Annotated in this window: 24 protein-coding genes and 3 pseudogenes; 23 read left to right on the top strand and 4 right to left on the bottom strand. The window is 61.3% G+C overall.

Features of this window, described 5'->3' with window-relative positions:
* Nucleotides 1–318: 318 nt before the first annotated feature.
* Both ILFOPFJJ_RS28900 and ILFOPFJJ_RS28895 read left to right on the top strand, forming a co-directional pair.
* Nucleotides 319–1,491 (top strand): type II toxin-antitoxin system HipA family toxin, encoded by a 1,173-nt coding sequence (locus ILFOPFJJ_RS28900; RefSeq protein WP_173513973.1) that lies wholly within the window; start codon nucleotides 319–321, stop codon nucleotides 1,489–1,491.
* A complete protein-coding gene (locus ILFOPFJJ_RS28895; protein ID WP_210267637.1) occupies nucleotides 1,467–2,498 on the top strand; it encodes a helix-turn-helix domain-containing protein in 1,032 nt (343 codons plus the stop codon). Before ILFOPFJJ_RS28900 ends, ILFOPFJJ_RS28895 begins: the two co-directional genes overlap by 25 nt.
* Before the next feature lie 89 nt (nucleotides 2,499–2,587).
* Here the strand turns inward: ILFOPFJJ_RS28895 and ILFOPFJJ_RS36555 are convergent.
* Nucleotides 2,588–2,853 (bottom strand): annotated as a pseudogene (locus tag ILFOPFJJ_RS36555) (hypothetical protein); the annotation flags it as partial.
* Here ILFOPFJJ_RS36555 and ILFOPFJJ_RS28890 point away from each other — a divergent pair.
* Complete coding sequence (locus ILFOPFJJ_RS28890; RefSeq protein ID WP_173513971.1) at nucleotides 2,752–3,000, top strand: hypothetical protein; 249 nt, start codon at nucleotides 2,752–2,754, stop codon at nucleotides 2,998–3,000. The pseudogene ILFOPFJJ_RS36555 and the gene ILFOPFJJ_RS28890 overlap by 102 nt on opposite strands.
* A 448-nt stretch (nucleotides 3,001–3,448) precedes the next feature.
* Here the strand turns inward: ILFOPFJJ_RS28890 and ILFOPFJJ_RS28885 are convergent, their stop codons facing one another.
* Together ILFOPFJJ_RS28885 and ILFOPFJJ_RS28880 are read right to left on the bottom strand one after the other, a co-directional pair.
* Nucleotides 3,449–3,829: a type II toxin-antitoxin system VapC family toxin gene (locus ILFOPFJJ_RS28885; protein WP_173514085.1), complete on the bottom strand. Its 381-nt coding sequence runs from the start codon at nucleotides 3,827–3,829 to the stop codon at nucleotides 3,449–3,451.
* A 2-nt stretch (nucleotides 3,830–3,831) separates the two neighbouring features.
* A pseudogene (locus tag ILFOPFJJ_RS28880) lies at nucleotides 3,832–4,029 on the bottom strand (type II toxin-antitoxin system VapB family antitoxin); the annotation flags it as partial.
* 515 nt (nucleotides 4,030–4,544) lie between these two features.
* Here ILFOPFJJ_RS28880 and ILFOPFJJ_RS28875 point away from each other — a divergent pair.
* On the top strand, nucleotides 4,545–4,688 hold the full coding sequence (locus ILFOPFJJ_RS28875) for a hypothetical protein (protein WP_173513970.1): 144 nt from the start codon (nucleotides 4,545–4,547) through the stop codon (nucleotides 4,686–4,688).
* A gap of 322 nt (nucleotides 4,689–5,010) precedes the next feature.
* Here ILFOPFJJ_RS28875 and ILFOPFJJ_RS28870 read toward each other — a convergent pair whose 3' ends face one another.
* The gene (locus tag ILFOPFJJ_RS28870; protein WP_376741467.1) at nucleotides 5,011–5,658 is read right to left on the bottom strand and encodes an FkbM family methyltransferase; all 648 of its coding nucleotides are present in this window, start codon (nucleotides 5,656–5,658) and stop codon (nucleotides 5,011–5,013) included.
* A gap of 1,350 nt (nucleotides 5,659–7,008) precedes the next feature.
* On the opposite strand from ILFOPFJJ_RS28870, the gene ILFOPFJJ_RS28865 reads away from it, so the two are divergent.
* The 19 genes and pseudogenes from ILFOPFJJ_RS28865 to ILFOPFJJ_RS28775 all read left to right on the top strand — a co-directional run bounded on the left by ILFOPFJJ_RS28865 (nucleotide 7,009) and on the right by ILFOPFJJ_RS28775 (nucleotide 26,487).
* Nucleotides 7,009–8,091 (top strand): hydrogenase small subunit, encoded by a 1,083-nt coding sequence (locus tag ILFOPFJJ_RS28865; RefSeq protein ID WP_173513968.1) that lies wholly within the window; start codon nucleotides 7,009–7,011, stop codon nucleotides 8,089–8,091.
* A 22-nt stretch (nucleotides 8,092–8,113) separates the two neighbouring features.
* The gene (locus tag ILFOPFJJ_RS28860; RefSeq protein WP_173513967.1) at nucleotides 8,114–9,904 is read left to right on the top strand and encodes a nickel-dependent hydrogenase large subunit; all 1,791 of its coding nucleotides are present in this window, start codon (nucleotides 8,114–8,116) and stop codon (nucleotides 9,902–9,904) included.
* 12 nt (nucleotides 9,905–9,916) lie between these two features.
* Nucleotides 9,917–10,639 carry a Ni/Fe-hydrogenase, b-type cytochrome subunit gene (gene cybH, locus ILFOPFJJ_RS28855; RefSeq protein ID WP_173513966.1) on the top strand — a complete coding sequence of 241 codons (723 nt, stop codon included), beginning with the start codon at nucleotides 9,917–9,919 and terminating at the stop codon, nucleotides 10,637–10,639.
* Complete coding sequence (locus ILFOPFJJ_RS28850; protein WP_173513965.1) at nucleotides 10,640–11,239, top strand: HyaD/HybD family hydrogenase maturation endopeptidase; 600 nt, start codon at nucleotides 10,640–10,642, stop codon at nucleotides 11,237–11,239.
* A 131-nt stretch (nucleotides 11,240–11,370) separates the two neighbouring features.
* A pseudogene (locus tag ILFOPFJJ_RS28845) lies at nucleotides 11,371–11,939 on the top strand (HupE/UreJ family protein).
* Entirely contained in the window at nucleotides 11,881–12,177 is a 297-nt protein-coding gene (locus ILFOPFJJ_RS28840) for a HypC/HybG/HupF family hydrogenase formation chaperone (RefSeq protein WP_173513964.1), read from the top strand. The pseudogene ILFOPFJJ_RS28845 and the gene ILFOPFJJ_RS28840 overlap by 59 nt, the downstream one beginning before the upstream one ends.
* Nucleotides 12,178–12,344: 167 nt before the next feature.
* Nucleotides 12,345–12,794, top strand: coding sequence for a thioredoxin domain-containing protein (locus ILFOPFJJ_RS28835; RefSeq protein ID WP_173513963.1), 450 nt, complete (start codon nucleotides 12,345–12,347; stop codon nucleotides 12,792–12,794).
* Nucleotides 12,791–13,639 (top strand): hydrogenase expression/formation protein, encoded by an 849-nt coding sequence (locus ILFOPFJJ_RS28830; RefSeq protein WP_173513962.1) that lies wholly within the window; start codon nucleotides 12,791–12,793, stop codon nucleotides 13,637–13,639. Before ILFOPFJJ_RS28835 ends, ILFOPFJJ_RS28830 begins: the two co-directional genes overlap by 4 nt.
* A complete protein-coding gene (locus ILFOPFJJ_RS28825; RefSeq protein ID WP_173513961.1) occupies nucleotides 13,636–13,851 on the top strand; it encodes a rubredoxin in 216 nt (71 codons plus the stop codon). Before ILFOPFJJ_RS28830 ends, ILFOPFJJ_RS28825 begins: the two co-directional genes overlap by 4 nt.
* Nucleotides 13,841–14,368, top strand: coding sequence for a [NiFe]-hydrogenase assembly chaperone HybE (gene hybE / locus ILFOPFJJ_RS28820; protein ID WP_173513960.1), 528 nt, complete (start codon nucleotides 13,841–13,843; stop codon nucleotides 14,366–14,368). The genes ILFOPFJJ_RS28825 and hybE overlap by 11 nt, the downstream gene beginning before the upstream one ends.
* On the top strand, nucleotides 14,365–15,474 hold the full coding sequence (locus tag ILFOPFJJ_RS28815; protein ID WP_173513959.1) for a hydrogenase assembly protein HupF: 1,110 nt from the start codon (nucleotides 14,365–14,367) through the stop codon (nucleotides 15,472–15,474). Before hybE ends, ILFOPFJJ_RS28815 begins: the two co-directional genes overlap by 4 nt.
* Nucleotides 15,467–15,808: a hydrogenase maturation nickel metallochaperone HypA gene (hypA, locus tag ILFOPFJJ_RS28810; RefSeq protein ID WP_173513958.1), complete on the top strand. Its 342-nt coding sequence runs from the start codon at nucleotides 15,467–15,469 to the stop codon at nucleotides 15,806–15,808. Before ILFOPFJJ_RS28815 ends, hypA begins: the two co-directional genes overlap by 8 nt.
* Complete coding sequence (gene hypB / locus ILFOPFJJ_RS28805; RefSeq protein WP_173513957.1) at nucleotides 15,808–16,734, top strand: hydrogenase nickel incorporation protein HypB; 927 nt, start codon at nucleotides 15,808–15,810, stop codon at nucleotides 16,732–16,734. The genes hypA and hypB overlap by 1 nt, the downstream gene beginning before the upstream one ends.
* A 3-nt stretch (nucleotides 16,735–16,737) precedes the next feature.
* Nucleotides 16,738–19,014 carry a carbamoyltransferase HypF gene (gene hypF / locus ILFOPFJJ_RS28800; RefSeq protein WP_173513956.1) on the top strand — a complete coding sequence of 759 codons (2,277 nt, stop codon included), beginning with the start codon at nucleotides 16,738–16,740 and terminating at the stop codon, nucleotides 19,012–19,014.
* Nucleotides 19,005–19,232 (top strand): HypC/HybG/HupF family hydrogenase formation chaperone, encoded by a 228-nt coding sequence (locus ILFOPFJJ_RS28795; RefSeq protein ID WP_173513955.1) that lies wholly within the window; start codon nucleotides 19,005–19,007, stop codon nucleotides 19,230–19,232. Before hypF ends, ILFOPFJJ_RS28795 begins: the two co-directional genes overlap by 10 nt.
* Entirely contained in the window at nucleotides 19,229–20,386 is a 1,158-nt protein-coding gene (gene hypD / locus ILFOPFJJ_RS28790) for a hydrogenase formation protein HypD (RefSeq protein ID WP_173513954.1), read from the top strand. Before ILFOPFJJ_RS28795 ends, hypD begins: the two co-directional genes overlap by 4 nt.
* Nucleotides 20,383–21,435 carry a hydrogenase expression/formation protein HypE gene (gene hypE / locus ILFOPFJJ_RS28785; RefSeq protein ID WP_173513953.1) on the top strand — a complete coding sequence of 351 codons (1,053 nt, stop codon included), beginning with the start codon at nucleotides 20,383–20,385 and terminating at the stop codon, nucleotides 21,433–21,435. The genes hypD and hypE overlap by 4 nt, the downstream gene beginning before the upstream one ends.
* A 929-nt stretch (nucleotides 21,436–22,364) precedes the next feature.
* Nucleotides 22,365–24,092 (top strand): Ulp1 family isopeptidase, encoded by a 1,728-nt coding sequence (locus ILFOPFJJ_RS28780; protein WP_246299885.1) that lies wholly within the window; start codon nucleotides 22,365–22,367, stop codon nucleotides 24,090–24,092.
* Nucleotides 24,093–24,597: 505 nt separating this feature from the next.
* Nucleotides 24,598–26,487, top strand: coding sequence for a potassium transporter Kup (locus ILFOPFJJ_RS28775; protein WP_173513952.1), 1,890 nt, complete (start codon nucleotides 24,598–24,600; stop codon nucleotides 26,485–26,487).
* Nucleotides 26,488–26,864: the final 377 nt, after the last annotated feature.

The following is a 26,864-nucleotide window of genomic DNA, read 5'->3' as shown; positions in this document are numbered from 1 at the left end:
AGGGTGGTCGGGATTTTTCCCCGAGACGCCTGAACGCTTTAAGAAATTCCGTTTTTTCAGCGGTCGCCGCATTTCCGGAAAATTCTAAACGGCCTCCCGCGAACGGATTTTTACACTAGATTCGAGTCATAGTTTCGCAGGCGAGCTGTGGCTAGCGCAGATCGGAAAGATATAAAGCTAAAGATTACTTCTTTCGCGCGAAACGCGTTAAATCGAGTTATAACTTGATTTTCGCCAAAATTATACACCATAATGGATGTATGGCTTCATAAGCGCCCCATCGGGCGCTTATGGGGCAGAGAGCGAAGGCATAACTTAATGGCACTGAGAAGCGCAGATATTTTGTTCAAGGATGAATCCGCCGGCACGTTGGTCGAAACGGCCAACGGCGGAACGCGCTTCGCCTATCATTCAGACTGGAATAAAGGCAATATCGCCTGCTGCTTCCCCTCCACGCAACGCGAACATGAATGGAAGGCCGGCCTGCATCCGTTCTTCCAGCACCTCGGCCCGGAAGGATGGCTACGCGAACAACAGGCACGTTCGGCACATGTCGTCGAAGAAGACGACCTTGGGCTGCTCCTTCGTTACGGCGCAGACTGTATCGGGGCCGTCAGCATCCGGCCGCCGGACGAAGCCGCACAGCTCCCGGAAATCACCGAAGCCACGGCCAGCCCCGGACGCACGGTTTCAGGTGTGCAGAAGAAACTGCTTGTCACCAAGGACGATGAAAACAGGTTTGTTCCCGCGAGTGCGACGGGATCAGCGCCCTACATCGCTAAATTCAATTCCGACCGAATAGACAACCTCGTTCGAAATGAACTCCTGAGCCTGCGATGGACCGCCGCCGTCCTTGGCGAAAGGGAAGTGACCGCGTTCACGACCTCGCTCATCGCGGCTGTTGACGAAACGGCGCTCATTGTTACCCGCTTCGACCGGAAACCGAACGGCGAGAAACTGCGCCTCGAAGACTGTGCGCAGATACTCAGCAAGCCCAAGGGACGGGACTACGCAGGCAAGTATGATGCGGCCTACGAGGATATTGCCGCGATCATTCGTCAGCACTCATCGCGCGCGCAAATCGACCTCTTGCGGTTTTTCAATCGCCTGATCGTCTTCACCCTGGTCGGGAATTGCGATGCCCACCTGAAAAACTTCTCCCTTCTGGAAACGCCGACGGGCTTACGGCTATCCCCCGCCTATGATGTGGTGAGCACCGCATTTTATGACGGGTTCGACCAGACATTGGCGCTGCCAATCGGCGGTGAGAAAATCCATCTGGAAGCGGCCAACCAGGCAATTTTCCGTGCCTTCGGCCAGGAAATCGGCCTGCCGGACAGGGCCATCGACCAGACATTCAGACAGCTAAAGCGGCAGGTGGAGAAGGCTGCATCCATTATCCGTCCGCCCGACGCGGAGCCGGCGGACGGCTTCGTGCATAGATTCAAAGAGATCGTGGACAATTCATGCCTGAGAATACTGGAAACATAGCCCCGCTCGCGTGGCAACGGTACGTGGAAGAAACCTTGCGCCGTCGCAAGGCGGAAGGTCTTACACAAAAAGATCATTCGGCTTTGGCGGGTGTCAGCCATCCGACAATGGCTGCGTTCGAGCGTGGTGAAACGACCCTGACACTGGCGAAAGCGCTCGATATCCTGCGCGTGGTGGGTTTGGTGGATGAGCCTACCGAGGGGGACACGCAAGCCCGGTTCGTGCGCGATGCATTTGAGCGTTGGCGTAATCTGGTTGCTCCGCTCCCCCAGGATTCGCCTGCGCGGTTTCCAAATGGCTGGTATCGGTTCGACTACTGGCTTGAGGGCGATCTCAAGATGCCGGAGCTGACCGCCTTTGAACGCACTCTTGAAAAGGCCGTAGTTCGGAAAACGGGCTGGCCGCCGTTCTGGCTTCCGACACGCGAGGCTATTCAGCCGCGTGAAGTTGATGGACTGATTGAATGTTGGCTTGCACCGCAAGGCGAGGAAGTCGAGCGCGGGTTTAATGATCCTGCGCATTGCGATTTCTGGCGTGCGGCACCTTCGGGGCGCATGTTCCTGATCCGCGGTTATCAGGAAGACGGTGCGGAGACGTTCCCCGCCGGAACGATCCTCGACACGACGCTTCCCCTATGGCGGATGGGTGAGGTTCTGTTGCACGCGGAAAAGCTTGCATCGCTCCTTCGCAAAGACGCCGATACAGCCGTGACGGTTCATTTCCGCGCCATGTTCACGGGCCTGCGCGGTCGCGTGTTGCGCTCCTGGGCTAACCCGCTGAGTGATCTGCTTGTCGAAGGTCATGCGGCGCGAAGCGATGAAGCCGTGCTGGAGGCAAAGTTTTCTGCCAACGATATCGAGAGCCGATTGGCCGAATGCATGCTCCCGTTGTTGACGTCGCTCTATGAGAGGTTTGGCGTGGCAGGGCTTTCGCTCAACCGCGTCGAGGCGGAAGTGCAACGCTTGTTGAATAGCCCCATCAGCAAAGAACGTCGTCCGCGCCGCTAGCGGTGACCGCAAACCGCTTGGGATGGCGCAAAGACCGCAATCTGCGGACTCGGCCACGACAGCATGAAGGGCACCCATCAAGCGGAGAGCTACTTCATTTGGTACGCAAGGCGGCGTTGCACAAACGCCGGCTTTGAACCCTCGAGAATCTTCACGATAGCGTCATTGATACGCGGATTTTCGATAGACCCGGATTCATAAGTAAACTTGTAGCCAGCCGCTTTGTCCAAAGTCACGTCGCCAGGTTAGGGTTGTGCGTGACCAAAATCACTTGCCGCGTCTTCTTGGCCTCGCGAATGCAGTTCGCCAGCACAGTAAATATGCTGTCGTTGTCAGGATTATCTACATCCACGTCATGTGGCCGAAGCTGGAGGCCCTGCAGATGCCGGCAGCCCAGGAGCGCTCGCGTCAAATCATCGGCTGGGTCGGGCTGGCGGCCTTCGTGGCGCTGTTCGGTGCATTGGCGGTTACACAAACGGTCGAACGTAAAGGTAGGACGTGATGTTTCCGCCCGAATGCTCCGGCCGCGGTGCTAGGATCGGCCCTAGCTCTGCCACTGAGCAGGATCGACCTGTGTCACGGTTCGCCGCATTTTCATGAGAGCCGCTTGATGATCCTGGCTACGGAACCAACGGACCCAATTCCAAGCCGTTGAGCCAAGAAATATTCCTGCTCGGCAGCATTACGCTGTCACGGGACGCGATGGCAGCGCGAATTGGAACGGCAGGCAAGCGAAGCGAGACGCAAATTAAAGGTCTCCGCTCTCGCCAGCGCCTCCTTCTCTTCGAGCTCCTTTTCGGCCTGGTGCCAGCTGCAGCCCAAAAAAGCTTCATTCATTTCAGCCGAGGACCAGCGGTTGACCATTCCTGGAAACTCGACAATTTCTGTGAAAAAGGTTCTCTGGTTCGAATCTCATCAGGGAGTCAGGGTTTGTGAGTAGCATCACTATTTCAGTTCCGCGTGTTGACAGGTGTATGCAGAGACGCCCTGGTCTTTTCCGCCGCTGCCCGCAAACGTTTGTCTCTGGTCCACAAGGCCGCTCGCTGATCAAGGAGAACTGAGGCCAACAAGTGGGCATCTGTGTAGCCGATGCCCATACTGAAAATCGCGCGGCGATCAATCATCATCATGACTTCGTCGTGCGTAGCGACGAACGCTTCACGCTGAGCCGTCAGGAAAGCTATCACGCTACCGTGATCCCGAAGGCTGCCAAGTGCTAGTTCGCCAATCACGGCCGGATGGCAGAGTAGACGATCGTTCTCAATAATCCTGCGCAGTTCAGCATCGGCGTGCCGGAAATGATCAATCCAGATGGAAGCGTCTGCAAGTATCGCTTGGCTGCGGCACTCCGCCGGCGTGGGGCTGCCTCTGCATCCGGCATAGTTCCTCCAAGTGCGATGAGGCGTTTTCCCGACTCCACGCGAACAAGTGTTTCCAATGATTGGCGGACTAATGCGGCGGTTTCTTTCGTGCCGGTTAGGAACCTGGCCCTCTCCATGAGAGAGTCGTCGAGGTTAATGGTCGATCGCATATTCTCGTTTCCTGATTCCGGCGTTAGAAATAACACCATTTGGTGACGAGATCTACGCCTGTTCAGCGGGCTGCCGGCCCAGGAGCGCGAACGTAGCCGCGCTGTGCACCTGGCCAGTGTTGGTCTGTGAGCGAGAGCCTTGCCCACGAACAATACCAAGCCAACGTAGCGGGCCTGGAGACGATCGCCCAAGCCGAATTCGCGCAGTGCGCGGACACAACATCTATGCGCGTATTTGCATTCAACTGCGGACGTTGCAGAAGCGACTAAAAGCACTCGATGCCTGAACCACCCAATGCCCGTCAAACCAATGGAATTTTTACTTGCGGTCCAGCAGAAAGCAGCGGATGACCTCGTCAACCGAGAGGATCATCACTGTTTGCGATTGCCAGGCCGATATTCCATGTGCTTCCGCCGCAACCCGCCCTGAACTTCAATCCGACCGGTGTGTTTAGTCGAGGCGATGACAATGCCGCCCGCCCCGCTGCGGCCGTTCCGCAGGTGGAGAATGCGGCATGGCAAGAGCTGTGTTGACGACCAAAGGACCGACATTGGACGAGCGCCCCGGCGTCATGGAACTCGATCTTGGTATTCGCGCTCGAGTCATCGGTCCTGCTCCAAAGCTCGGCGGCCGCAGGCAGATCCACGTCCTGCAGTGACGAGTTGGCACGATCCGGCTCGTTCAGCTCAGAAACAACGTTCCTGCTACCGCCAACTTACATGGTTGCCGATATCGCATTCTCGGCGTCAGGCGCGATTCCATTTGCTGGCTCCCACGCTCGGCACGGGTCATCCGTGGCTGTGCTGGCGACATGCCGTGCTCAGCAAGAATGGTCGCGGCCCAGAGCATGGCGGGTCGCCCTACTGACCCGGTCATGCGCGCCCTGCGCCGACCGCCGAAGAGAAGCGAGTGACTCACGGGGCTACATGGTCCCGAAAGAGGAGAAACTTGACCTCACCAAGCCGCAATCAGAGAGCCTGCTACAGGCTCGTATTCCTAAGCAATACATCGCCCTCCACTCCGCGGGCATAGCGGGTCACCAACTCAAACGAAGGCAAAAGATCAAGAATGGCTTGCAGGGACAGCTGCCCTTCATAGAGCTCGTGGTCGCTGTACTCCGTGTAGACAAAGCGCGTGTTGCTCAACGTCTGTCTGCCGCCAGCGATGACATCTGACTCGGCTCCCTGAACATCCATCCAGATGAAATCGATCTTGTTCAGCTTCGCTTCGCTGGACCAGTCGTCAAGCGTTCGAGTTGCAACGGAGATGGGGCCATCGAACCGAACCCAATCATGTTCGACAAGGTGATTTTTGGGCCGGCGTATCGAGCCAGATTGGTCCCATTCCTTCGCGCTTCCTTCTCCATTGCTTGGATGGAAATCAATCTCGCCGTTGCGGTTGCTGAGCGCGATTTCAAACAGTTTCACCTTGTCCATGTACAGGTTCATGTCCTTCTTAAAGCGAGCCGCCGCTCGAGGGTCGGGCTCAAAGCAGTAGAACTTAGCTTTCGGACAAAGCCTGAGAAAGCGTCTCGTATCGGTTCCGTCATTGCAGCCGATGTCCAAGATGACGGGATCGGGTTTCTGCAGGAGAGAAACGATCTGCCGATGTACGTTTAATGAAGAGATCGGATCGCGCGCACGCTCTATGAACTCTCGCGCAGACCGTTGTACAGATATTGGAAGACGTTCCCCAAAACACCGAAATAATCCCATCGAACTCACCTTCGAATCTATCAAGCAGTACGTACTCGGGCTGGCGCCATCCAACTTCGACTTGTTTTCGAACGATCTCGCCTCGACCGCGCCCGTCGGTTCACTAGGTGTCGGTAAGATGGTTTGACAGGTCGGTGAGTGGCAGCTCGCATTCAGTAGATCCCAGCCGACGCTCCATATCCATGTTCTCTATAATTTTGTAAAATTGGTTGTGCTGATGGAACCCATCCGCGCGATGGATGTTTGGCTGGAGACTTCGGCGGGTTGCATCTACGCCGACAAAGACGCCTTCGAGATGGACTGAGGTGCCCGATTGCTGCTTGCAATGCGTAGTTGCGGCGATCGTTCGACCTTAAAGGCGATTGGCGACAAGGCCATCGACCACCGGCTTCATTGCGTCGGTGACATACGACGTGAGGTTATCTCCAACCAGACGGGCGCATTCGCAGTAGCGGCCAGCACACAGATTGACGCGTCTGTGGGCGGGGGTGTTCAAGCGATCTCTGGGTGACCGCGTCTTTCCTACTCTCTCGATACCGATTAGACCGTCTTCCTCAATGCGCCATCGAGCGCGCCAAAGTGATAAGGCGATCGGCATCGCGGATCTCATCGTGGCCAGCGTTCATAGACCGCGTCAGATCGGCCGGACATATGACTGCACCGTCTGACGGGGATTTGCGCAATAGGTGCCCTGCTAACCGGGCCAATGGTATGGACCCCGCCCTGCCCCGGAAGTTACACCAGAACGGTCCGTGACTTCCTGGACTACAAGTAGGAACGCCTGGAAAACCCGCTATCATCAGGTCGTATGGTGGTGATCGGATCCATCTAGAGCCTCTGTCAGGCTGCAGGGGGCTACCATCCGCACGTCGGCTCCGTATCGACTCGCTGTCCCTGGAGATCAGATGCAAAGATTGAGTGGTAACAGGCGAAGCGAAACCAAGCGCATCGTCTTCCTCAACAATGTTTACTGCCAAAAAGCCGGGCGTTCAGATCAGGGATTCAAGCCACTGACGTCGGTCGAGGGGCATCCGGAAGTGGCGGCAAGATACTTTTCAGTCCTGCCAACAGTCTTTTCGTCCCGGAATGCGCTGCTGCAACTATACTATGCAGGCAGAGATGAGATTGACTAAACGATCATCAGCATAGGTGGAACCTAGGCCGCCGTCCTGCGAACTGGCCCGCTTCTTGCTGCTGGCTTTCGGACAGGGTCCAACATTCATATCGACGCTGTCTTCGGGACGGGATAGCTGGAGGAGCAAAATGGCAGCTGCCGAAACCTTTTATGACGTCATCCGCCGCCAGGGAATTACCCGGCGCAGTTTCACCAAGTTCTGCAGCCTGACAGCGGCGAGCCTCGGCTTCGGCCGGGGGGCCGCGCCGGCGATGGCTCGGGCGCTCGAGACCAAGGAGCGCATTCCCGTCATGTGGATGCACGGACTTGAATGCACCTGCTGTTCGGAGAGCTTCATCCGCTCGGCCCATCCGCTGGTCAAGGATGTTGTGCTGTCGATGATTTCGCTCGATTACGACGATACGATCATGGCCGCCGCCGGCCATCAAGCCGAGGCGATCCTCGAGGAGACCAAGGAGAAGTACAAGGGCAAGTACATCCTCGCCGTCGAAGGCAATCCCCCGCTCAACGAAGACGGCATGTTCTGCATCGACGGTGGCAGGCCCTTCGTCGAAAAGCTGAAATGGATGGCCGAGGACGCGTTTGCCGTTATCGCCTGGGGCGCCTGCGCCTCCTGGGGCTGCGTGCAGGCGGCCAAGCCAAACCCGACTGAGGCCACACCGATCGACAAGGTCATCTTGGATAAGCCCATCATCAAGGTCCCGGGTTGTCCTCCGATCGCCGAGGTGATGACCGGCGTCGTCACCTTCATCACGACCTTCGGCAGGCTGCCTGAACTTGACCGGCAGGGCCGGCCGAAGATGTTCTATTCCCAGCGCATCCACGACAAGTGCTACCGCCGCCCGCATTTCGACGCTGGTCAATTCGTCGAGGAGTGGGACGATGAGGGCGCACGCAAGGGCTACTGCCTCTACAAGATGGGCTGCAAGGGCCCGACCACCTACAATGCCTGTTCCACCGTGCGCTGGAACGGCGGTGTTTCCTTCCCCATCCAGTCGGGCCACGGCTGCATCGGCTGCTCGGAAGACGGCTTCTGGGACAATGGCAGCTTCTATGACCGGCTGACCAACCTGCACCAGTTCGGCGCCGAGGCGAACGCTGACAAGGTCGGCCTGACCGCTGCCGTCATCGTCGGTGGAGCCGTCTCGGTGCATGCGGCGGTCACCGCCGTCAAGCGTGTTACCACCAAGCGTAAAAAAGCCGACGCTTGAGTCTCAGGGGAGGAGCACAAACATGGCGATCCAAACACCAAACGGCTTTACCCTCGACAATTCGGGTAAACGCATCGTGGTTGACCCCGTCACCCGCGTCGAGGGGCATATGCGAGTCGAGGTCAACGTCGACGAAAACAATATAATCCGCAATGCCGTGTCGACTGGCACCATGTGGCGCGGCATAGAGGTGATCCTCAAGAACCGCGATCCGCGCGACGCCTGGGCCTTTACCGAGCGCATCTGTGGCGTCTGCACCGGCACCCATGCACTCACGTCGGTCCGCGCGGTGGAAAACGCGCTCGGGATCACCATTCCTGATAATGCCAATTCAATCCGCAACTTGATGCAACTGGCGCTACAAGTGCATGACCACGTCGTGCACTTCTACCATCTTCACGCGCTCGACTGGGTCGATGTGGTCTCAGCGCTCTCTGCCGACCCGAAGGCGACATCCGCCCTGGCGCAATCCATTTCCGACTGGCCGCTTTCCTCTCCAGGCTACTTCAAGGACATCCAGACTCGTCTCAAGAAGTTCGTCGAGTCCGGTCAGCTCGGCCCGTTCAAGAACGGCTACTGGGGTAATGCCTCCTACAAGCTGCCTCCGGAAGCCAATCTGATGGCGGTGGCGCACTATCTGGAGGCACTCGACTTTCAAAAGGAGATCGTCAAAATCCACACGATCTTCGGCGGCAAGAACCCGCATCCGAACTGGTTGGTGGGCGGCGTGCCCTGTCCGATCAACATCGACGCCACAGGAGCCGTCGGGGCGATCAACATGGAACGGCTGAACATGGTGACCGCCATCATCGATCAGATCATCGAGTTCAACGACAAGGTCTATGTCCCCGATATCATGGCTATCGGCTCGTTCTACAAGGACTGGCTCTATGGGGGCGGATTGTCGGGCAAGAATGTCCTGGCTTATGGAGACGTGCCACAGCGTGCCAACGACTATTCGGAGGCAAGCCTGAGGCTGCCGCGCGGCGCGATCATCAACGGCAATCTCGCGGAAGTACATCCGGTTGACCATGCCGATCCCGAGCAGATCCAGGAATTCGTCACCCACTCCTGGTACAAGTATCCCGACGAGTCCAAGGGACTGCACCCTTGGGACGGCGTCACCGAGCCGCTTTACGAGCTCGGCCCCAACGCCAAGGGCACCAAGACCAATATCGGGCAACTCGATGAGGGCGCCAAGTATTCCTGGATCAAGGCGCCGCGCTGGCGCGGACATGCCATGGAGGTCGGACCGCTCGCCCGCTGGGTGGTCGGCTATGCGCAGAACAAGGCCGAGTTCAAGGATCCTGTCGACAAGGTCCTCAAGGATCTCGGCTTGCCGGTCGCGGCGCTGTTCTCGACGCTCGGCCGCACGGCGACGCGAGCGCTGGAATCGAGCTGGGCCGGGCATGAGATGCGCCATTTTCAGAACAAGCTGATCGCCAACATCAAGTCCGGCGACTCCTCCACCGCTCATGTCGACAGGTGGAAGCCCGAGACGTGGCCGAAGGAGGTCAAGGGCGTCGGCTTCACCGAAGCGCCGCGCGGCGCGCTTGCCCACTGGATCAAGATCAAGGACGGCAAGATCGACAATTACCAGTGCGTCGTCCCCACCACCTGGAACGGCAGCCCGCGCGATCCCGAGGGCAATATCGGCGCCTTCGAGGCATCGCTGATGGATACGCCGATGTCCGACCCCACCCAGCCGCTCGAAATCCTCAGAACCATCCATTCCTTCGACCCGTGCCTGGCCTGCTCGACGCATGTCATGAGCCCGGACGGACAGGAAATGGCCAAGGTTCAGGTCCGGTGAGGAGGGATGGTCATGACGATCCGTGAGACTCTCGCCGCAGCCGACGCGCACGGCGAAAAGGTCATTGAGCGCCAGAGGGTCTACATCTACGAAGCCCCGGTGCGCATCTGGCACTGGGTCAACGCCGTCGCGATCCTGACGCTCGCACTGACCGGCTATTTCATTGGCTCGCCCCTGCCTTCGGTGCCGGGCGAGGCGAGCGCCAACTTCCTGATGGGCTATATTCGCTTCATCCATTTCGCGGCGGGGCAGGTCCTCGCCGTGTTCCTGATCCTGCGCGTCTACTGGGCCTTCGTCGGCAACATCCATGCCCGCCAGATCTTCTACGTGCCGTTCTGGAGCGATCGCTTCTGGAAGGAATGGCTTCACGAGGTTCGCTGGTACACCTTCCTCACGCGGCAGCCGAAGAAGTATGCCGGCCACAGTCCGCTTCCCCAGTTCACCATGTTCCTGATGTTCACCCTGCCGCTCTTCTTCATGGTGATCACCGGCTTTGCGCTCTATAGCGAGGGCACAGGCCGCGACAGCTGGGAATATGCACTCTTCGGCTGGGTGTTCTCGATCTGGCCGAACAGCCAGGATATCCACACCTTTCACCACCTCGGCATGTGGGTGATCCTCGTTTTCGTCATGGTCCATATCTACGTGGCCGTGCGCGAGGACATCATGAGCCGGCAGAGCATTATCTCGTCGATGATTTCGGGAGAGCGGCTCTTCAAGGAGAGGGAGGACTAGATGGCCATCCCATCCTCCGGGACACCGTCGCCTTCGCCACGCATCCTTGTTCTCGGCATAGGCAACATCCTCTGGGCCGATGAAGGCCTTGGCGTGCGCGCAGTGGAAGCCTTTCACAAGGCCTATGAGGTGCCCGACAATGTCACCATCCTCGATGGCGGCACGCAGGGACTCTATCTCGTGCAGCTCGTCAACGAGCACGATCGGCTGATCGTCTTCGACGCAATCGACTACGGGCTTGAGCCGGGCACGATGAAGGTGGTGGAAGACGACGAGGTGCCGAAGTTCACCGGCGCCAAGAAGATGAGCCTGCACCAGACCGGCTTCCAGGAAGTGCTGAGCGCCGCCGACCTGATGGGCCAGTATCCTGAGCGGCTGACCTTAATCGGCTGCCAGCCGCTCGACCTCGAGGACTGGGGCGGACCGCTAACCGCGCCGGTCAAGGCGGCGATACCCGCTGCCGTCGAAACGGCGGTCCGGGTGCTGAGGGACTGGGGCGTTGCGATCACCGTGCGGCCGGAAGGAGCGGTGGTGCCACCGCTCCTGGAAAACGACATCGATTATGAACATTACGAGCGCCGTGCCGAGCCGGCACGTTGAACTGCTGAGGAGGATCCCATGGATTTCCTGAGAATGGCGGCAGCACTCGCCGCGCTGACTCTGCCGAGCGTCGCCAATGCCCATGTAGGGCTACATTCGGATGGCACGCCAGGTCTCGCCCACCCGTTGCGATGGTGGCGATCGGCTTCTGGGCATCGACGCTCGGCGACAAGGCGCGCTGGATCTTGCCCTCGGCTTTCGTCGCGTTGATGGCAGGCGGCGGCATCCTGGGCATCCGGGGTGTCACGCTGACAATGATGGAGACCGTTATTGCTCTGACCGTGGCGGCGCTCGGGCTGCTGGTGGCCTTCGAGGTGAAGGTTCCCACTTCTGTGGCTGCGCGCTCTTCCATGGCCAGGCTCACGGCGCCGAGCTGCTGACCATGTCGAATGCAACGGGCTACGTGGCCGGCTTCCTGGCCGCGACCATCATCCTGCATGGCCTGGCTCGCCTCGCTCCGGTTCGGTCGGGCAGGGCAGGTCGTGTCCCGCATAGCAGGTGCGGCCGTCGCACTTGCCGGCGCGGCATTGCTCGCCGGTTGAACTGCATTTCTCCCGAGGCGTCCGTCTCACGGGAGCCGTATGGGCACCCCTGCGCCCCACGGCTTCCGATTCGCAAGTTCAGGACGAAGGTGAAGCGTCATGTGCATCGGTATTCCCATGCAGGTCATCGCCGGCAACGACTTCGTTGCCCAGTGTGAGCGCCATGGCGAGGTAACCTCCGTCTCCCTGATGCTGGTCGGCCCGCAACCGCCCGGCACCCATCTGCTCACCCATCTCGGTTCTGCCATCCGCGTGCTCGATGCCGAGGAGGCGCGCGCGATCGACGACGCGCTGGCCGGTCTCGCCGAGGCGGTCGAGGGACGCGCCTTCGAAAGCTTGTTTTCGGACCTCCTCTTGCGCGAGCCGGAACTGCCGGCACATTTGCGCGACAACTGAAAAGTCAACTTCCAAGCTGGAAATGACTTTTCATCCTCACCGTCGGCGATATTTACCCACGGCGAAAATCTCCCTTCCAGATCAATGGAATCCAGCCTTCCCCGATCTGGCACGCGGTTTGCAGATCGTGCTGCAGAACGTTTGCATGATGATTTGTGGAGGAGATAATGCCATCTGCCCTGGTCCGCGCCCTAAGCGAGCGGGCGCGCCTGCCCGTCGTCGACGAGACGACGCTCGATGCCTTCCTCGCCCCGGCCGCGGGCGAGCCGGACAATGCCGTGCTGTTCTTCACCGGCGATCCGGCGCAGCGGCCCGAGGCCGATGATGTCGCCGTGGTGCTGCCCGAACTGCTCGGCCTGTTTCGCGGCCGCATGCGCGGCGCCGTTGTGCGGCGCATGGCGGAGGACAAGCTCAAGGCCCGCTTCAATGTGGTCGTCGTGCCGAGCCTTGTCGTTACACGCCGGGATCAGCCGGTGGGTGTGATCGGAAAGATCCGCGACTGGTCGGAGTATGTGGCGAAGATCGGGACCTGGCTAGCGCCCGACGCGCCTGTCATGATCGCTTCGGGCGACCCTAAGGTCGAGATCACCCATGCCGGCAAGGAGATCGTGCGATGAAGGCCGGTTTCTGGGTTGCGCCCGAGGGCGAAGATGCCGCGATGACGGTGATGCCGATCGGCGCCGAGCCGCCGCTGCGCGCCCGCAAGCTCAATTTCCTCGCCACCAGCAGTGCCGAGGAAATGATCCGCCGCTGTCGGCGGACGGCGACGCTGCTGCCGGAGCTTGCCGATGCGCTCGCCGTCCAGGCCGCTGACGCGCCGGGCCGGCTGTTCGACATCACGGATTATTCCGACGACGACCGCGAACTGATTGTCCAGACGCTCGGGGAGGGCGAGGTCGCGGGCGTCGCGGCACTGACGAACGGTATCACGGCGCAGATGCAGGAGGCTGTCATGGCCGGCGTCTGGCGCGTCCGCTTCACAGATGTCGAAGGCCGGCTGATCGGCGACTATGTCGAGGTGGCGAGCATCCCCGCCGCGGTCCGGCAGGCCTGTTCGGCACTGCCGGCATCGGTCAGCCACGGTCCGGCCCCGGCCGGCGCCATGAATGTGATGCCCGTTCTCACCGAGATCGGCGACCGCGCCGCTCGCGACGGGGACGGCGACCCGGCCCACATCATCACCTTCTCGCTCTTCCCGATGAGCCCGGAAGACATGGCCTTCCTGCAGAATACGCTGGGCGCCGGACCCGTGCAGCTCATCGCGCGCGGCTACGGCACGTGCCGTATCGTGGCGACCGGCGCACGCAATGTCTGGTCGGTGCAGTTCTACGACGCCATGGATACGATCATCCTCGACACATTGGAGATCTGCGACATACCCTCGGTCGCCGTGGCCGCGGAGGAGGATTTCCGCGATTCCGAAGTCCGGCTCCGCGAGATCGAGGAGGCCTATTTCAGATGAGCGGCTTCGAGAATTTCGGCAAGCGGGAGACCTTCTCAGACGACGACCGGATGGAATGCGGTATCTGCTGGCATGTCTATGATCCGGCCGAAGGCGATCCGGTCTGGCAGATTCCGCCGGGCACGGCCTTCGCCGCCCTGCCGGAGGACTGGCGCTGTCCGAACTGCGATGCGCTGCAGTCAAAGTTCATGAGGCTAGGCGATGCGCGCTGAGCTCGCGGTACCGGTCGGGCTCGATCCTGTCCACCAACTCGGGCAGCGGCTCGAGGATCGCTATCGGCATGTCCACGTCACCGCCATGGCGGACGTGTCGATCTGCAACCCGGCGCTCGGCGTTGCCGCGACCGGGTGCCGCGCCTTTGGCGGGCGCGCCTTCGGCATCGTCACCACGCCCTGGTTCATGAACCTCGTGGCGATCGACCTGCCGGATGGCGCGCCCTCGGCCGCCGCCGTCTCCGGCACGACGTTGCGCGTCGGGCTGCCGGCGGGCGAAGTCGAGTTCATCATCGGCGAACTCGACGGGATCGGCAGAGTGGATTCCTGTTCTCTGTTCTCGCCTGTCTTCGAATTCGCCGCCATGGAGGCGGCGCTCGCCACCGCCGAGGAGGCCGTTCGCGCCTTCTTCGACCTCGCACCGCTCGAGCCGCCTCCGGCCCCGCCTGCGGCGGTGAACCGGCGCGACGTGCTGCGCGGGCATTTCCAAAAGCGAGAGGCGGGGGCCGAAACATGACCTTCCTTCTTGGGGCAGGCACGATAAGGATCGATGTCGCGGCGCCGCGCGGGTTCGCCTGTTCTGTTTCGGTCACGGCAAATCGCCCGCAGGGCCCGGCGCGCATGTTTATCGGTCGCAGGCCCGACGAGGCGCCCCTCCTTGCCCGCCAGGTTTTTTCGCTTTGCGGCTTTGCCCAGTCGGTGGCCGCCCGGCTCGCCGTCCTCAATGCCACGGATCGTGCGATGGGCGATTGTGAATGCGTCGGCGCCGGCGCCGGTTTGCTCGCCGAGCGCATATTCGAGACCCTGCGCGCGTTGGTTCTTCAATGGCCGGCGCCCCTGCCCGTCGGGCTCGCCGCCTCCGTTGGCAGCAACCTTCGCGACGCGCTTGCCGCGTCGCAGGCGATCATCGCCAAGGTCAAGGCAGACAGGATTGAGCGTGCCCAGCTCGCGCCCGCGGCCGAGCGGCTCTCGATGGCCGCGGCATCGCTCGGCGTCCCGCACGAGGGAGAGGTCCCCGTGCCGGGAACGGCTTGCGCGGCGATGCTGCGCGACGTCGAGCACGACACCGTCTTCACCGGGGGCGGGTCCCATCCGCTGACCGGAAGGGACGACGCCGACGTCGTCGCGCGGCTCTGCGTAGAGCCCGGCTATGCCAGCCTTCCGCACCTTCCCGGCCGTGTCGTCGAGACCGGCGCCTATGCCCGCCTCGCCTCCGCACGCTCTCCCGGGGTGCCGCATCTGGCCGAACGCCTGCGCGCACGGATGCGGGACGTCCGCACCTCGCTCACCCAGCTCGCATCGCTCGTGGGCAGCGGCGCGCTCGACTGGGCTTGCCTTGCCAGCGGCGGTCGGACGCCGGGCGCCGGCGGCTATGGCGCTGTGGAATGCGCGCGCGGCAGGCTCTATCATCAGGCGGAGATCGGGGTTGATGGCAGGCTCGCGGCCTACCGGATTCTTGCGCCGACGGAGTGGAATTTCCATCCCGCCGGTCCCTTCGTCGAGACGCTGCGGTCGTCTCCGGTCGGCACCGATGTGGCAGTCGTACGGTCAGTATCAATTCTCGCGGTGCTGTTCGACCCCTGCGTGGCCTTCGAGGTCAATGTAGGGGCAGCCGATGCATGAAATGTCGTTGATGGAGAGCGTAATCGATATCGTGTGCGAGACGGCACGGAAGAACGGGGCCACGCGAGTGAAAGCGGTCCGCCTCGACGTCGGGGTGCTGAGCCATGTCGATCCCGACGCGCTTCTCTTCTGTTACGAGGCGGTGCGACACGGCACGATGGCCGATGGCGCCCCGCTGGAGATCAACCGGGTTGCGGGCGAAGGCTGGTGCCTCGACTGCGGCAAGACGGTGGCCCTGGAGCAACGATTCGGGGCCTGCCCCCACTGCGGCCAGCATCGCGTCCAGATGACCGCCGGTGACGAGTTGAAGATCAGGGATATGGAGGTGGTCTGATGTGCACGGTATGTGGTTGCGGAACGTCGGCAATCGAAGGCCACAAGCACGAGGCTGGAGGGCATGGCCATCAGCATGACCAGGACCACGAGCTCGGCCATGAGCACCACCACCATCACCACCAAGATGATGGTCACCCCCATCAGCATGCACATGATGACCACGGCCACGATCACGACCATCGCCATGCAGCGGACGGCAGCGTCCACGGCAAGGGCATAGCCGGCGTCCATGTTCCCGGCATGAGCCAGGAGCGGATCATCCAAGTCGAGCGCGACATTCTCTCCAAGAACGATGCCTATGCCGCCGAGAACCGGCGCCATTTCGACCGCAACGGCATCTTTGTGCTGAATTTCGTCTCCAGTCCCGGTTCCGGCAAGACAAGCTTGTTGGTCCGGACGATCACCGACCTCAAGGATCGTGTTACGATCAGCGTCGTCGAAGGCGACCAGCAGACGTCGAACGATGCGGCGCGCATCCGCGAGACCGGCGCCCGCGCCATCCAGATCAATACCGGCAAGGGCTGCCATCTCGACGCGCACATCGTCGGCCATGCAGTGGATGATCTCGCACCCGAACCCGGTTCGGCGCTCTTCATCGAGAATGTCGGCAATCTCGTCTGTCCCGCGGCCTTCGATCTCGGCGAGGCACATAAGGTGGTGGTGCTGTCGGTCACCGAGGGCGAGGACAAGCCACTCAAATATCCCAACATGTTCGCGGCTGCCGACCTGATGATCCTCAACAAGGCCGACCTGCTGCCGCATCTCGACTTCAATGTCGGCCTCTGCGTCGCCAATGCGCTGCGCGTCAATCCGCGGCTGCCGACACTGACGGTCTCGGCCCGCACGGGGGAAGGGATGGAAGCGTTCTACGCCTGGCTCGAAGCATCCGCCGCCCGCAGGGCTGCGCGACCGAAGGTGGCGTGAACCATGGCGCCGGCGCTCGCGCGACAGATCGAAAGGCCCATCCGGCGTCTCAGGCTGCGGGTGCGTGGCACCGTGCAGGGCGTCGGTTTCCGGCCTTTTGCCTACCGGCTTGCGCGGACCATGCGGCTATCCGGCTTCGTGCTCAACGACAGCGCCGGCGTTCTGATCGAGATCGAGGGGCAGGATGCAGAGCGCTTTCCAGACGCCATCCGCTCGCAGGCGCCGCCGCTCGCCCGGATCGGCTCGATCGATGTCCTCGAACTTGCGCCCGCCGGCGGCGCGCGGTTCGAAATCCTCGAGAGCCTGGGCGGCAAGAGCGCAACCCGGATCGCCGCGGATGCCGCGACCTGCGCCGAGTGCCGGGACGAACTGAGCGATCCTGCGAGCCGCTTCTTCGGCTACCCCTTCGTTAACTGCACCCATTGCGGCCCGCGCTTCACCATCACCCGCGCGCTGCCCTATGACCGGGCGCAAACTTCTATGGCGTCGTTTCCGATGTGCCAAGCCTGCGAGGCGGACTATCTCGACCCGGAGAACAGACGCTTCCGTGCCGAGCCCGTCGCCTGCCCCGATTGCGGACCGGGGCTGAGCCATCCGGTCGCCGAGGTGGCTGCGCGGCTCGACGACGGGGCGATCGTCGCGCTCAAGGGGGTCGGCGGTTTCCATCTGCTCTGCGACGCCCGCAACGATGAGGCGGTCGCTCTCCTCCGGCAGCGCAAGGCACGCGACCAGAAGCCCTTCGCCATCATGCTGCGCGATATTGAAGCGGCGCGGCAGCTCGCCATGCTGAGCGAAGCTGAAGTGGCGCTGCTGGTCTCTCCGGCCAGCCCGATCGTGCTCGTCGAAGCCCCGGCCGGCGCGGTCTCCGACGGGATCGCTCCCGGCCTCCGCCGCATCGGCCTGATCCTCGCCTATGCGCCCCTGCATCATCTGCTGCTCGATGCGCTTGCCCGCCATTCGCCACACTGTCCTCCTGCGTTGGTCGCGACCAGCGCCAATCCCGGCGGAGAGCCGCTGGTCGCCGACAATGCCGATGCCGCGCGCCGCCTTGCCACAATCGCCGACCTGATCGTCACCCACGATCGCGATATCGCCGTCCGCGCCGACGATTCCGTCCTACAGGTGATCGACGGCGCGCCCTCGTTCATTCGCCGCGCCCGTGGTTTTGTGCCGGAGCCTGTTGACCTCGGCACGGACGGTCCGTCGGTCATCGCCACCGGCGCCGATCTGAAGAACACCGTCTGCGTTACACGCGGCCGTGAGGCCTTTCTCTCACAGCATATCGGCGGGCTCGACAACGCCGAGGCGATCCGTTTCCAGCGCGAGGCGATCGCCCATCTCTGTTCGATCCTCAATGTGAAGCCGGAATTCGCCGCCTGCGACCTGCATCCGGATTTCCGGTCGGTGCGGATGGCGGAGAGCCTCGGCCTGCCTGTCGTTCCGGTCCAGCATCATCTTGCCCATGTAGCGGCGGTGGCGGCGGAGCATCGCCTCCCCGGGCCGGTTCTGGGTCTTGCACTCGACGGTCATGGCTTCGGTACCGACGGCACGAGCTGGGGCGGGGAAATGCTGACTGTCGACGGCCACCACTGGCGTCGTGCGGGATCGCTCGCGCCTTTGCCGCTGCCGGGCGGTGACCGTGCGGCGCGCGAGCCCTGGCGCATGGGGCTGGCGGCGCTCGAGGCGGCTGGACGCCTTGACCTTGCCGCAAAGCTCTGGCCCGGTCATACGGGGGTTGAGCAGGTCACGGCGATGTTCACCCGCGGCATGCGGCCGCCACGCACGAGCAGCCTTGGCCGACTTTTCGACGCTGCGGCCGCCATTGCCGGCTTATGCCTCGTCCAAGCCTATGAAGGGCAGCCTGCGATGGAGTTCGAGGCGCTGGTCCGGGCGCCGCGCTCTCTTGTCGGCGGATATGAGATCCGGAACGGCGTGCTCGATTTCCGCCCGCTCATGCTCCATCTTGCGGGTCGGGAGCTCGGAAGCGCCGATGCCGCCGACCTCTTTCATGGAACGCTGATCGCCGGTTTGGCGGAATGGGCTGCAGAGGGAGCGCACAACCTCGGGACGCAGAGGATCGCGCTCGGCGGCGGGTGCATGATCAATCGCGTGCTTGCAGACGGGCTGGCGCAGACGCTTCGGGAGCGCGGGTTCGATCCCTATCTGCCGCGACAGGCGCCCGCCAATGACGGCGGCATCGCGCTCGGCCAGGCGGCCCATGCGCGGCACGTCGTCGTGCACGATCAAGCATCAATGGAGGAGAACCGGACATGTGCCTAGCCATACCGGTCCAGGTCAAGGAAGTACTGCCCGAGGATATGGCGAAGGTCACGCTCGAGGGCGTCTCGAAGATCATTTCGACGGCGCTCGTCGACGACATCAAGGTCGGCGACTATGTCGTGCTCCATGTCGGCTATGCGCTCGCCAAGATCGATCCCGGGGAGGCAGCAAGGACACTGGCCCTGATCCGCGAAGCAGCAGTGGGAGATGCGGTATGAAATATATCGACGAATATCGCGACGGCACGCTAGCCAAGGACATCGCCCGGCAGATCGCCACCGTTGCTGACCCCGCGCGTTCCTATCATTTCATGGAATTCTGCGGCGGCCACACCCATGCCATCTCCCGCTACGGACTCGAGGACCTGTTGCCGGCGAACGTGCGGATGATCCATGGCCCGGGCTGTCCCGTCTGCGTGCTGCCGATCGGCCGCATCGATGCCGCGATCGCGCTTGCCATGCGGCCCGAGATCACGCTGTGCACTTATGGCGACCTGATGCGTGTGCCTGGCTCGAACGGATCGAGCCTCCTCAAGGCCAAGGCGGCCGGTGCCGACATCCGCATGGTCTATTCGACGTTGGACGCACTCTGGATCGCAGAGGCCGAACCCGACCGCGAAGCCGTGTTCTTCGCCATCGGTTTCGAGACCACGACGCCACCGACGGCGCTGGCGCTCAAGGCGGCGATCGCCAAAGGCCTCGGCAATTTCTCGGTCTTCTGCAATCATGTCCTGACGCCGGTTGCGATCCAGAACATTCTCGAAAGCCCCGACGTGCGCAAGCTCGGCACGATCAAGATCGACGGCTTCATCGGCCCCGCCCATGTCTCGACGGTGATCGGCACCGAGCCCTACAAATTCTTCGCCGAGGAATTCCGAAAGCCGGTCGTCGTGGCAGGCTTTGAACCGCTCGATGTCATCCAGGCGATCCTGATGCTCCTCCAGCAGGTCAACGATGGACGCCACGAGGTCGAAAACCAGTATATCCGTGCCGTGACCACGTTCGGTAACGAGAGGGCCCGGGCAGAAGTCGCAAATTTCTTCGAGCTCCGCGAGAGCTTCGAATGGCGGGGGCTCGGCGAGGTGCCCTATGGCGCACTCAGGCTGCGGCCGCAATATGCGGCCTATGATGCCGAGAAACGCTTCGCGATGGTGACGCCCGCTGCGAAGGACAATCCGGCCTGCGAATGCGGCGCGATCCTGCGCGGAGTTAAGAAGCCGGCCGACTGCAAGCTCTTCGGCACCGTCTGCACGCCGGATACGCCGATCGGCTCCTGCATGGTCTCCGCGGAAGGCGCCTGTGCCGCCCACTGGACCTATGGCCGCTTCCGCGAGAAGGCGCGGCAGGTCGACGCCGGGAGGGCGGTCGCATGAACATGATGATCAGGGCCTGCGGGCGAAAGCTCGATATAGCCAACGGCCGTGTCGATCTCTCGCACGGCGCCGGCGGCCGGGCCATGGGCGATCTGATCGAGGTGATCTTCCATAAGGCCTTCGACAATGACTGGCTGCGTGCCGGCAACGACCAGTCGGCCTTTTCCGTGCCCGGTGGGCGCATGGTTATAACGACGGACGGCTATGTCGTCTCGCCGCTCTTCTTCCCCGGCGGCAATATCGGCACGCTCGCCATCCACGGCACCATCAACGACATCTCCATGGCGGGTGCAGTGCCGCTCTATCTCTCGGCAAGCTTCATCATCGAGGAAGGCTTTCCGCTCTCCGATCTCGAACGCATCGCAGACAGCATGGGCGCGGCCTCTCGTGAGGCGGGCGTGCCGATCATCACCGGCGACACCAAGGTGGTAGAGCGCGGCAAGGCCGACGGCGTCTTCATCTCGACGGCGGGGGTCGGCCAGGTGCCCGACGGGCTTGATCTCCGCGCCGATGCCGCCCGGCCGGGCGACGCGGTCATCGTCTCCGGCTCGATCGGCGACCATGGCATCGCCGTGATGTCGAAGCGTGAGAACCTGGAATTCGACACGGCAATTGTCTCCGACAGCGCTGCACTGCATGGGCTCGTGGCTGCGATGGTCGAGACCGGCGGCAGGCATATTCGACTAATGCGCGATCCGACGCGCGGTGGCATTGCCGCGACTCTGAACGAAATCGCCAGCCAGTCGAAGGTCGGCTTCCGCATCGACGAGGAGGCGATCCCGCTAAAGCCCGAAGTCGCCGCGGCTTGCGAATTCCTCGGGCTCGATCCGCTCAACGTCGCCAATGAGGGTAAGCTCGTGGCGGTCGTCGCACCTAAGGGTGCGGACGCATTGCTCGCGGCAATGCGCGCGCATCCGCTTGGCAGGGAGGCTGCGCTGATCGGCCACGTCGTGGCGGATGGCAATTGCTTTGTGCAGATGGCGACCTCCTTCGGTGGCGGCCGGATCATCGACTGGCTGTCGGGCGAGCAACTGCCCCGGATCTGCTGAGGACGGTGACCTGCTCCTCTGCCATAACTTCAACTCGCTCTCCCAGCGCCTGCATGTCGACCCGAGACAGGCCGGGCACGTGCTATCGATCGAGCTCGATATCCATGACGACTTGAAGCGCGAGGGGGTGGCACTTTTCGCAGCGGATCTTGTTATCGCCCTCTTCCTCAAACGGCCGATCCCTGCCGACGTCTGGCGGCGGACGCTCTGCCTGATCGTCCATCCCGGAATTGGGGTGATCGCGGCCCGAGCGCGCTTGATTCGCGATCCGCGACGTCGAGGCGAATTGGGGTGTGACGCTAATAGAGGCGTGGGAGGAGATGGATGCAGGGCCGGTCTGGGCCTGGCGGGAATTCGCGATGCGTCTGGCGCGGAAATCAAGCCTCTATCGGCACAAAGTGACCGAGGCTGCTGTCGCTTGGCCGTTAAATGTGAGACTGCGACTGTTTCGACTTGGTTTGGCATTTAAAGCTGAGAATCCGAGCGGCCGGATTCTCATGTGTGTAGCGTTTGACACACCAGCCACTCGCGCCTCGCGTGCAGCCGAGGCATGCGTCGCGTCCCCTTAGACCTTTCTGAACTGAGGCCCGTCAGTTTTTCGACAGCTTGCCCCAGTAGACTCGCTCAGATGAGTTTTGATGTGAGGCTAGCGTGGACCCGCGAAATAGTAACCCACCCACTGTAACAGCTCTGTCGCGGGTGCAGCACGCCGCTTTAGGAGAGCGGCAAGCGGGCCAGCGGCAACTGGGCTTTGAGCAGCACTTGGCCGAGCCGATCCGGCTCCTGTCGCGAGTAACGCCCCTGATCGCTACTATCCCCATCTGTCCAGCGAACACCGGGGCATTATTGATCAGGCGATCACTCACGCTGCGGCTCAGCAACACTATAGCCTCAACACGGTGCATACATACACGAGTGCGCTTCGCCGATTGGCGAATGATCTCGGCGCTCGTGGCCAAGCGATTGATCTAAAGAATAACCAATCCCTGGTCGATCACGTCGATGCTTTCTTTCCGAAAAACAGGTATATGAAGCAGGCATTGAACGCACTTCGCGCGTATTATGAGCCGGGCTATTCAGGTCCTACTGGGCAGCCGAGGGTGCCCTCAGAGGCCGACGCGCATGTCTTAGAACATGTGACCAGTGACAGCAGGTTGGCCCCTAGAACCCGTGCTCTCTATGGTTATAGTCTTCGCAAATTTTCTGAAACGCTTAAGCGTCGGGGCCAGACGATATCTGGGTTGGATCACGGTTCGCGGATAGAATTCGCCGAGAGGTTGTTCCCGGCCGACAGGACGCTCTTGTCCGCGTTACAACTGACTCGTGATGCGGAGCCCGTTTCCGCGGGCGGCTCGCAGAAGCCCGGGCAACGGGCTGCCCCGTCCCCCAGGTCAGACGGGATTCCCGAGGAGCTCCGGCCGCTGTTCGATGATCGAGCCGACGAACCAGACGCGATGCTCTCTTTCTTGGACCGCCATGGCCTCTTGCCGGATGCGGAAAAGCCGGACTGGAACTACGAGATTGAAGGTCACTGCTACACCGCCGCGAGGTCGGAAGGGCGCAAGGACTTTTGGCTCGTCCATCGCGGTCCGATGAGTGAAGCTGTAGCGGCAGCAGTACCGGCGAGGGCTCCAGAACCCGCCTCGCCAGCGAACGCCAGGCTGTCAGACACCTATCGCGGTGTTCCCCTGTTTGATCTGACCACCTCCTCCGATGCTGAGATCGGAGCCTTTCCGTCAGGCTCGTCCAACCTCCCTCAGGGGGCAGTACTCGGCGCCACCGAACTGCTGAGCGACGCCCATATCCACAGGGATTACCAGTTGCTGGCGCGGGACCTGCAGGAGGACGATCCAGTGCTCGCCGCTCGGACGCGGCTGGTGGATGCGACGGTCTCCCATCAACTGCGCCGTCGCCACTTGGACGTGCAAGATAGGTTGCTGTCCATCTATCATCAAAACGACGCCCCAGCCGACTTCGTGTTCCTGCCTGTGAACAGCTTCGATCCTATGGATCCAGCGCCGGATCCTCTACGCATCAACCATTGGTCGCTGCTGCTCGTTGATCGCCGCGACCCGGAAAGAGCTGTCGCCTATCACTACGACTCCATCCAGCACAATGGACAGGGATACAACGACGCGCCTGCACGAGAGCTCGCAACAAGGCTGGACGCGATCACCGTGGTGACACCCGCCATGGCCCAGCAGAACAACGGTGTTGATTGCGGTGTCTTCGTGGTGGACGGCACGCGCGAGCTGGTTCATCGATTGGCGAACGAAGAGCGGCCGGACCAGCAGCTGCCGCTGCACCTCAACTATCTCGTCGCCGATCGGCAGGCGCCGCAAAATCGACTGAGGGAGGAGCGCTTGCCGCACGAGCTTGCCGCAATCCCCGCGGAAGCTTTTGTAGCGGCTGGGTCGCAGGTGCAACACGCCGTCTTGCAAGAGCAGCGATCCGGACAAGTCGCGCCAGCGCAGTTTGAACGGCACTTGGGCAAAACGCGCGTGGCCCAGGACGAGCTGACGAGTTCATTTGACAGGAGCAACCTCGCGAACAGCGGGGGCGTCATCATCAATAATGCTCATTACACAGCGCTGTTGAGACCGGCGAAGAGGCAGAGGACTGACATCCGCAAAGCCTCGCCACGGGGCAGCAGCTGAGCGAAATCGACAATTCTGGCGCTCGCGTGCCGATGCAACCCCCACCATCAGCTGGGCGCATCTGATTTTCTACCGCCTGAGCAGCGTACTGATATTGCCAGTAGATTCATGAACCTGGATACGCTCAGCCAAGCTATTGCAATTGATTCGGTTGGGAGGGACCTTGGTAAGTTTGATGGCGACGATAAGAATCGCCTTGTCAATTGCGCCATTGAATTGCTTTGAGGCTCCTGATGTCCATGGCGCCCGCAATGAGCTCGCCCATAGTGCAGGTGCGGCTCTGTTGAACCACTGTTTTAAAGTGAGTTCTTCAGCAACCGATTCTCGGGGGCCAGATCGCCCGGTTGTAGCTGATCGTCGACATCGCGCCTGGAAAACCTCCCGTCCCGTATCCCTCAAGAAAAAGACAGTCGCTCTTGGTCCATATTAGCCTGCAGACGACCGCGCTCACGGTCAAATCACCGTCCCGCTGCCCAGTCCGGGCGCTTTCTGACGAGAGGAACTTATGACCGCCTCCCCAAACCAGACGAACGGCACGCGACGGTTTCTGGCACTCACTCTTGGATCGGTTGGGGTCGTCTACGGCGACATCGGAACAAGCCCGCTCTATGCCTTTCGAGAAGCGCTTCGCCCCTTTGCGGCAGGCGGTTTTGAGCGCGCGGAGGTCATCGGTCTCATTTCGTTGATGCTGTGGACCCTGACTATTATCGTCACCTTCAAGTACGTGCTGTTCTTGCTTCGGGCTGACAATGACGGCGAGGGGGGTATGCTGTCCCTGCTTGCCCTGCTTCTGAAGAAGGCGCCAAAATATGCGACGGTGATGTTCATGGCCGGGATTCTTGGTGCCGCCCTTTTCATCGGCGATGCGATGATCACGCCGGCACTTTCAGTTCTCTCCGCCGTCGAGGGGCTCACGCTCGTCACACCGGCATTTCACGATTACGTCTTGCCGATCTCCGTGGCGATCATGGTGCTACTGTTTGCCATCCAGTCACGTGGCACCGGGGCCGTTTCGATTTTTTTTGGGCCGATCACACTCGTTTGGTTTCTCGCTATGGGAGCCGCGGGTGTAGCCCATATCCGCGATGATCTAGGTATCCTCGCGGCGTTCCATCCCGCTTATGCGGTTGCGTTCCTATGGAGTGCCGGCCTTGTCGGGTTCATCGTGCTTGGTGCGGTCTTCTTGACCGTTACTGGAGCAGAAGCACTCTATGCCGATCTCGGCCACTTCGGTCGCCGTCCGATTCAGGCGGCATGGTTTGCGGTCGTATTTCCGGCGCTGACGTTGAACTATCTCGGGCAGGGAGCACTGGTCCTGTCCCATCCGGAGTCTGCGTCGGATCCATTTTACCTGATGTTCCCCGATTGGGCGCTGTTGCCGGTGGTGATCCTTGCAACTGCCGCGACGATCATCGCCAGCCAGGCGGTGATCACCGGAGCGTTTTCACTAGTGCGGCAAGCAATTCACCTCGGCCTCCTGCCACGCTTCGAAATCCGCTTCACTTCGGAAACCGAGACCGGTCAGATTTACCTGCCCCTCGTCAACACCGCGCTCCTGACCGGCGTGCTGGTGCTCATATTCTTGTTCGGTAGCTCAGAATCGCTTGCCACCGCTTATGGCATATCCGTCACCGGCGCCATGGTGATGACTACCGTCCTTGCCTTCGAATTTGCACGGCACCGGTGGGGCTGGTCTGTTTTTACGGCTATCGCGGTGCTGCTTCCCCTGTACTTGCTCGAATTGGCCTTTCTCGGCGCCAACCTCTTCAAGATCCATGATGGCGGTTACGTGCCGATCCTGATCGCCGGCACTTTGATGGCGATGATGTGGACCTGGCGTAAAGGTGTCAGGCTGCTGCGAGAGAAGACCACCCGCTCGGAGGTCCCTCTCAGCCAGTTCATTGCCGCAGTCGAGAGAAAGTTCGAGCATGCCCCCCTTGGGGTGCCGGGAACGGCATTCTTCCTCACCGCAACCCCCGACACCACCCCGGCAGTTCTCTTACACAACATCAAACACAACCACGTGCTGCACGAGCACAACGTCATCCTGACCATCAAGACTGCTAGCGTTCCCTACGTTGCTGAGAAGGACCGCTACACGCTTAACAAACTCTCCAAACGCTTCACCGAGCTGGAGCTGAGGTTCGGTTTTATGGACGATCAAAATGTCTCAAGGGCCCTTGCGCACTGCCGGAAGGAAGGATTCAAGTTCGAGATCATGACGACGTCGTTTTATCTCGGACGACGCAAGCTTGTTCCAGACCCAAACTCGGGCATGCCGAAGTGGCAGGACCGGCTCTTCATCGGGATGGCGGGATCGGCGATCGATCCCAGCGACCATTTCCACCTCCCCGCAAACCGCGTCGTGGAAATAGGGGAACAGGTGATCATCTGAGTGTCTCTCATGGAAAGCCGGAGATCTAAGCTTTCTGAAGCAGCTGTGTATTCACCGCATAGAAACCTCACAAGGATTCCTCATGCCTGCACTCGCCTCCTTCATGTACCGGGACGGAAAGCGCGCGGAACAACTGCCGCTGTCTGCGCGTGACTCGGCTTGCATGCTCCGACGGATGAGGAGATGGCGACGCTTCAGCAAGCTACTCGACGTTCGCGTGAAATTGACAGCGTCCACGAGCGCTGTTCCCGTTTCGTGATTCTATATCAAAGCTGATTAGATGGTGTAACGGGCGGAGCCCAGCCAGCCGAGTTTGAAGGCTTGGTGGTCGTCCCTCACAATGATGGTGTCGCGGAGTCAGGAAAGGCCTGCTCCAT

Source organism: Sinorhizobium psoraleae, from assembly GCF_013283645.1.
Lineage (GTDB): Bacteria > Pseudomonadota > Alphaproteobacteria > Rhizobiales > Rhizobiaceae > Sinorhizobium > Sinorhizobium psoraleae.
The sequence above is the reverse complement of the archived record's forward strand: the minus strand, read 5'-3'. Positions and strand labels throughout refer to the sequence as shown.

Bases quoted from the DNA above. Each gene is read 5' to 3' on its own strand.
- ILFOPFJJ_RS28900 (WP_173513973.1), top strand. From the start codon at position 319: ATGGCACTGAGAAGCGCAGATATTTTGTTCAAGGATGAATCCGCCGGC.
- ILFOPFJJ_RS28895 (WP_210267637.1), top strand. From the start codon at position 1,467: ATGCCTGAGAATACTGGAAACATAGCCCCGCTCGCGTGGCAACGGTAC.
- ILFOPFJJ_RS28875 (WP_173513970.1), top strand. From the start codon at position 4,545: ATGGCAAGAGCTGTGTTGACGACCAAAGGACCGACATTGGACGAGCGC.
- ILFOPFJJ_RS28865 (WP_173513968.1), top strand. From the start codon at position 7,009: ATGGCAGCTGCCGAAACCTTTTATGACGTCATCCGCCGCCAGGGAATT.
- ILFOPFJJ_RS28860 (WP_173513967.1), top strand. From the start codon at position 8,114: ATGGCGATCCAAACACCAAACGGCTTTACCCTCGACAATTCGGGTAAA.
- cybH (WP_173513966.1), top strand. From the start codon at position 9,917: ATGACGATCCGTGAGACTCTCGCCGCAGCCGACGCGCACGGCGAAAAG.
- ILFOPFJJ_RS28850 (WP_173513965.1), top strand. From the start codon at position 10,640: ATGGCCATCCCATCCTCCGGGACACCGTCGCCTTCGCCACGCATCCTT.
- ILFOPFJJ_RS28840 (WP_173513964.1), top strand. From the start codon at position 11,881: ATGTGCATCGGTATTCCCATGCAGGTCATCGCCGGCAACGACTTCGTT.
- ILFOPFJJ_RS28835 (WP_173513963.1), top strand. From the start codon at position 12,345: ATGCCATCTGCCCTGGTCCGCGCCCTAAGCGAGCGGGCGCGCCTGCCC.
- ILFOPFJJ_RS28830 (WP_173513962.1), top strand. From the start codon at position 12,791: ATGAAGGCCGGTTTCTGGGTTGCGCCCGAGGGCGAAGATGCCGCGATG.
- ILFOPFJJ_RS28825 (WP_173513961.1), top strand. From the start codon at position 13,636: ATGAGCGGCTTCGAGAATTTCGGCAAGCGGGAGACCTTCTCAGACGAC.
- hybE (WP_173513960.1), top strand. From the start codon at position 13,841: ATGCGCGCTGAGCTCGCGGTACCGGTCGGGCTCGATCCTGTCCACCAA.
- ILFOPFJJ_RS28815 (WP_173513959.1), top strand. From the start codon at position 14,365: ATGACCTTCCTTCTTGGGGCAGGCACGATAAGGATCGATGTCGCGGCG.
- hypA (WP_173513958.1), top strand. From the start codon at position 15,467: ATGCATGAAATGTCGTTGATGGAGAGCGTAATCGATATCGTGTGCGAG.
- hypB (WP_173513957.1), top strand. From the start codon at position 15,808: ATGTGCACGGTATGTGGTTGCGGAACGTCGGCAATCGAAGGCCACAAG.
- hypF (WP_173513956.1), top strand. From the start codon at position 16,738: ATGGCGCCGGCGCTCGCGCGACAGATCGAAAGGCCCATCCGGCGTCTC.
- ILFOPFJJ_RS28795 (WP_173513955.1), top strand. From the start codon at position 19,005: ATGTGCCTAGCCATACCGGTCCAGGTCAAGGAAGTACTGCCCGAGGAT.
- hypD (WP_173513954.1), top strand. From the start codon at position 19,229: ATGAAATATATCGACGAATATCGCGACGGCACGCTAGCCAAGGACATC.
- hypE (WP_173513953.1), top strand. From the start codon at position 20,383: ATGAACATGATGATCAGGGCCTGCGGGCGAAAGCTCGATATAGCCAAC.
- ILFOPFJJ_RS28775 (WP_173513952.1), top strand. From the start codon at position 24,598: ATGACCGCCTCCCCAAACCAGACGAACGGCACGCGACGGTTTCTGGCA.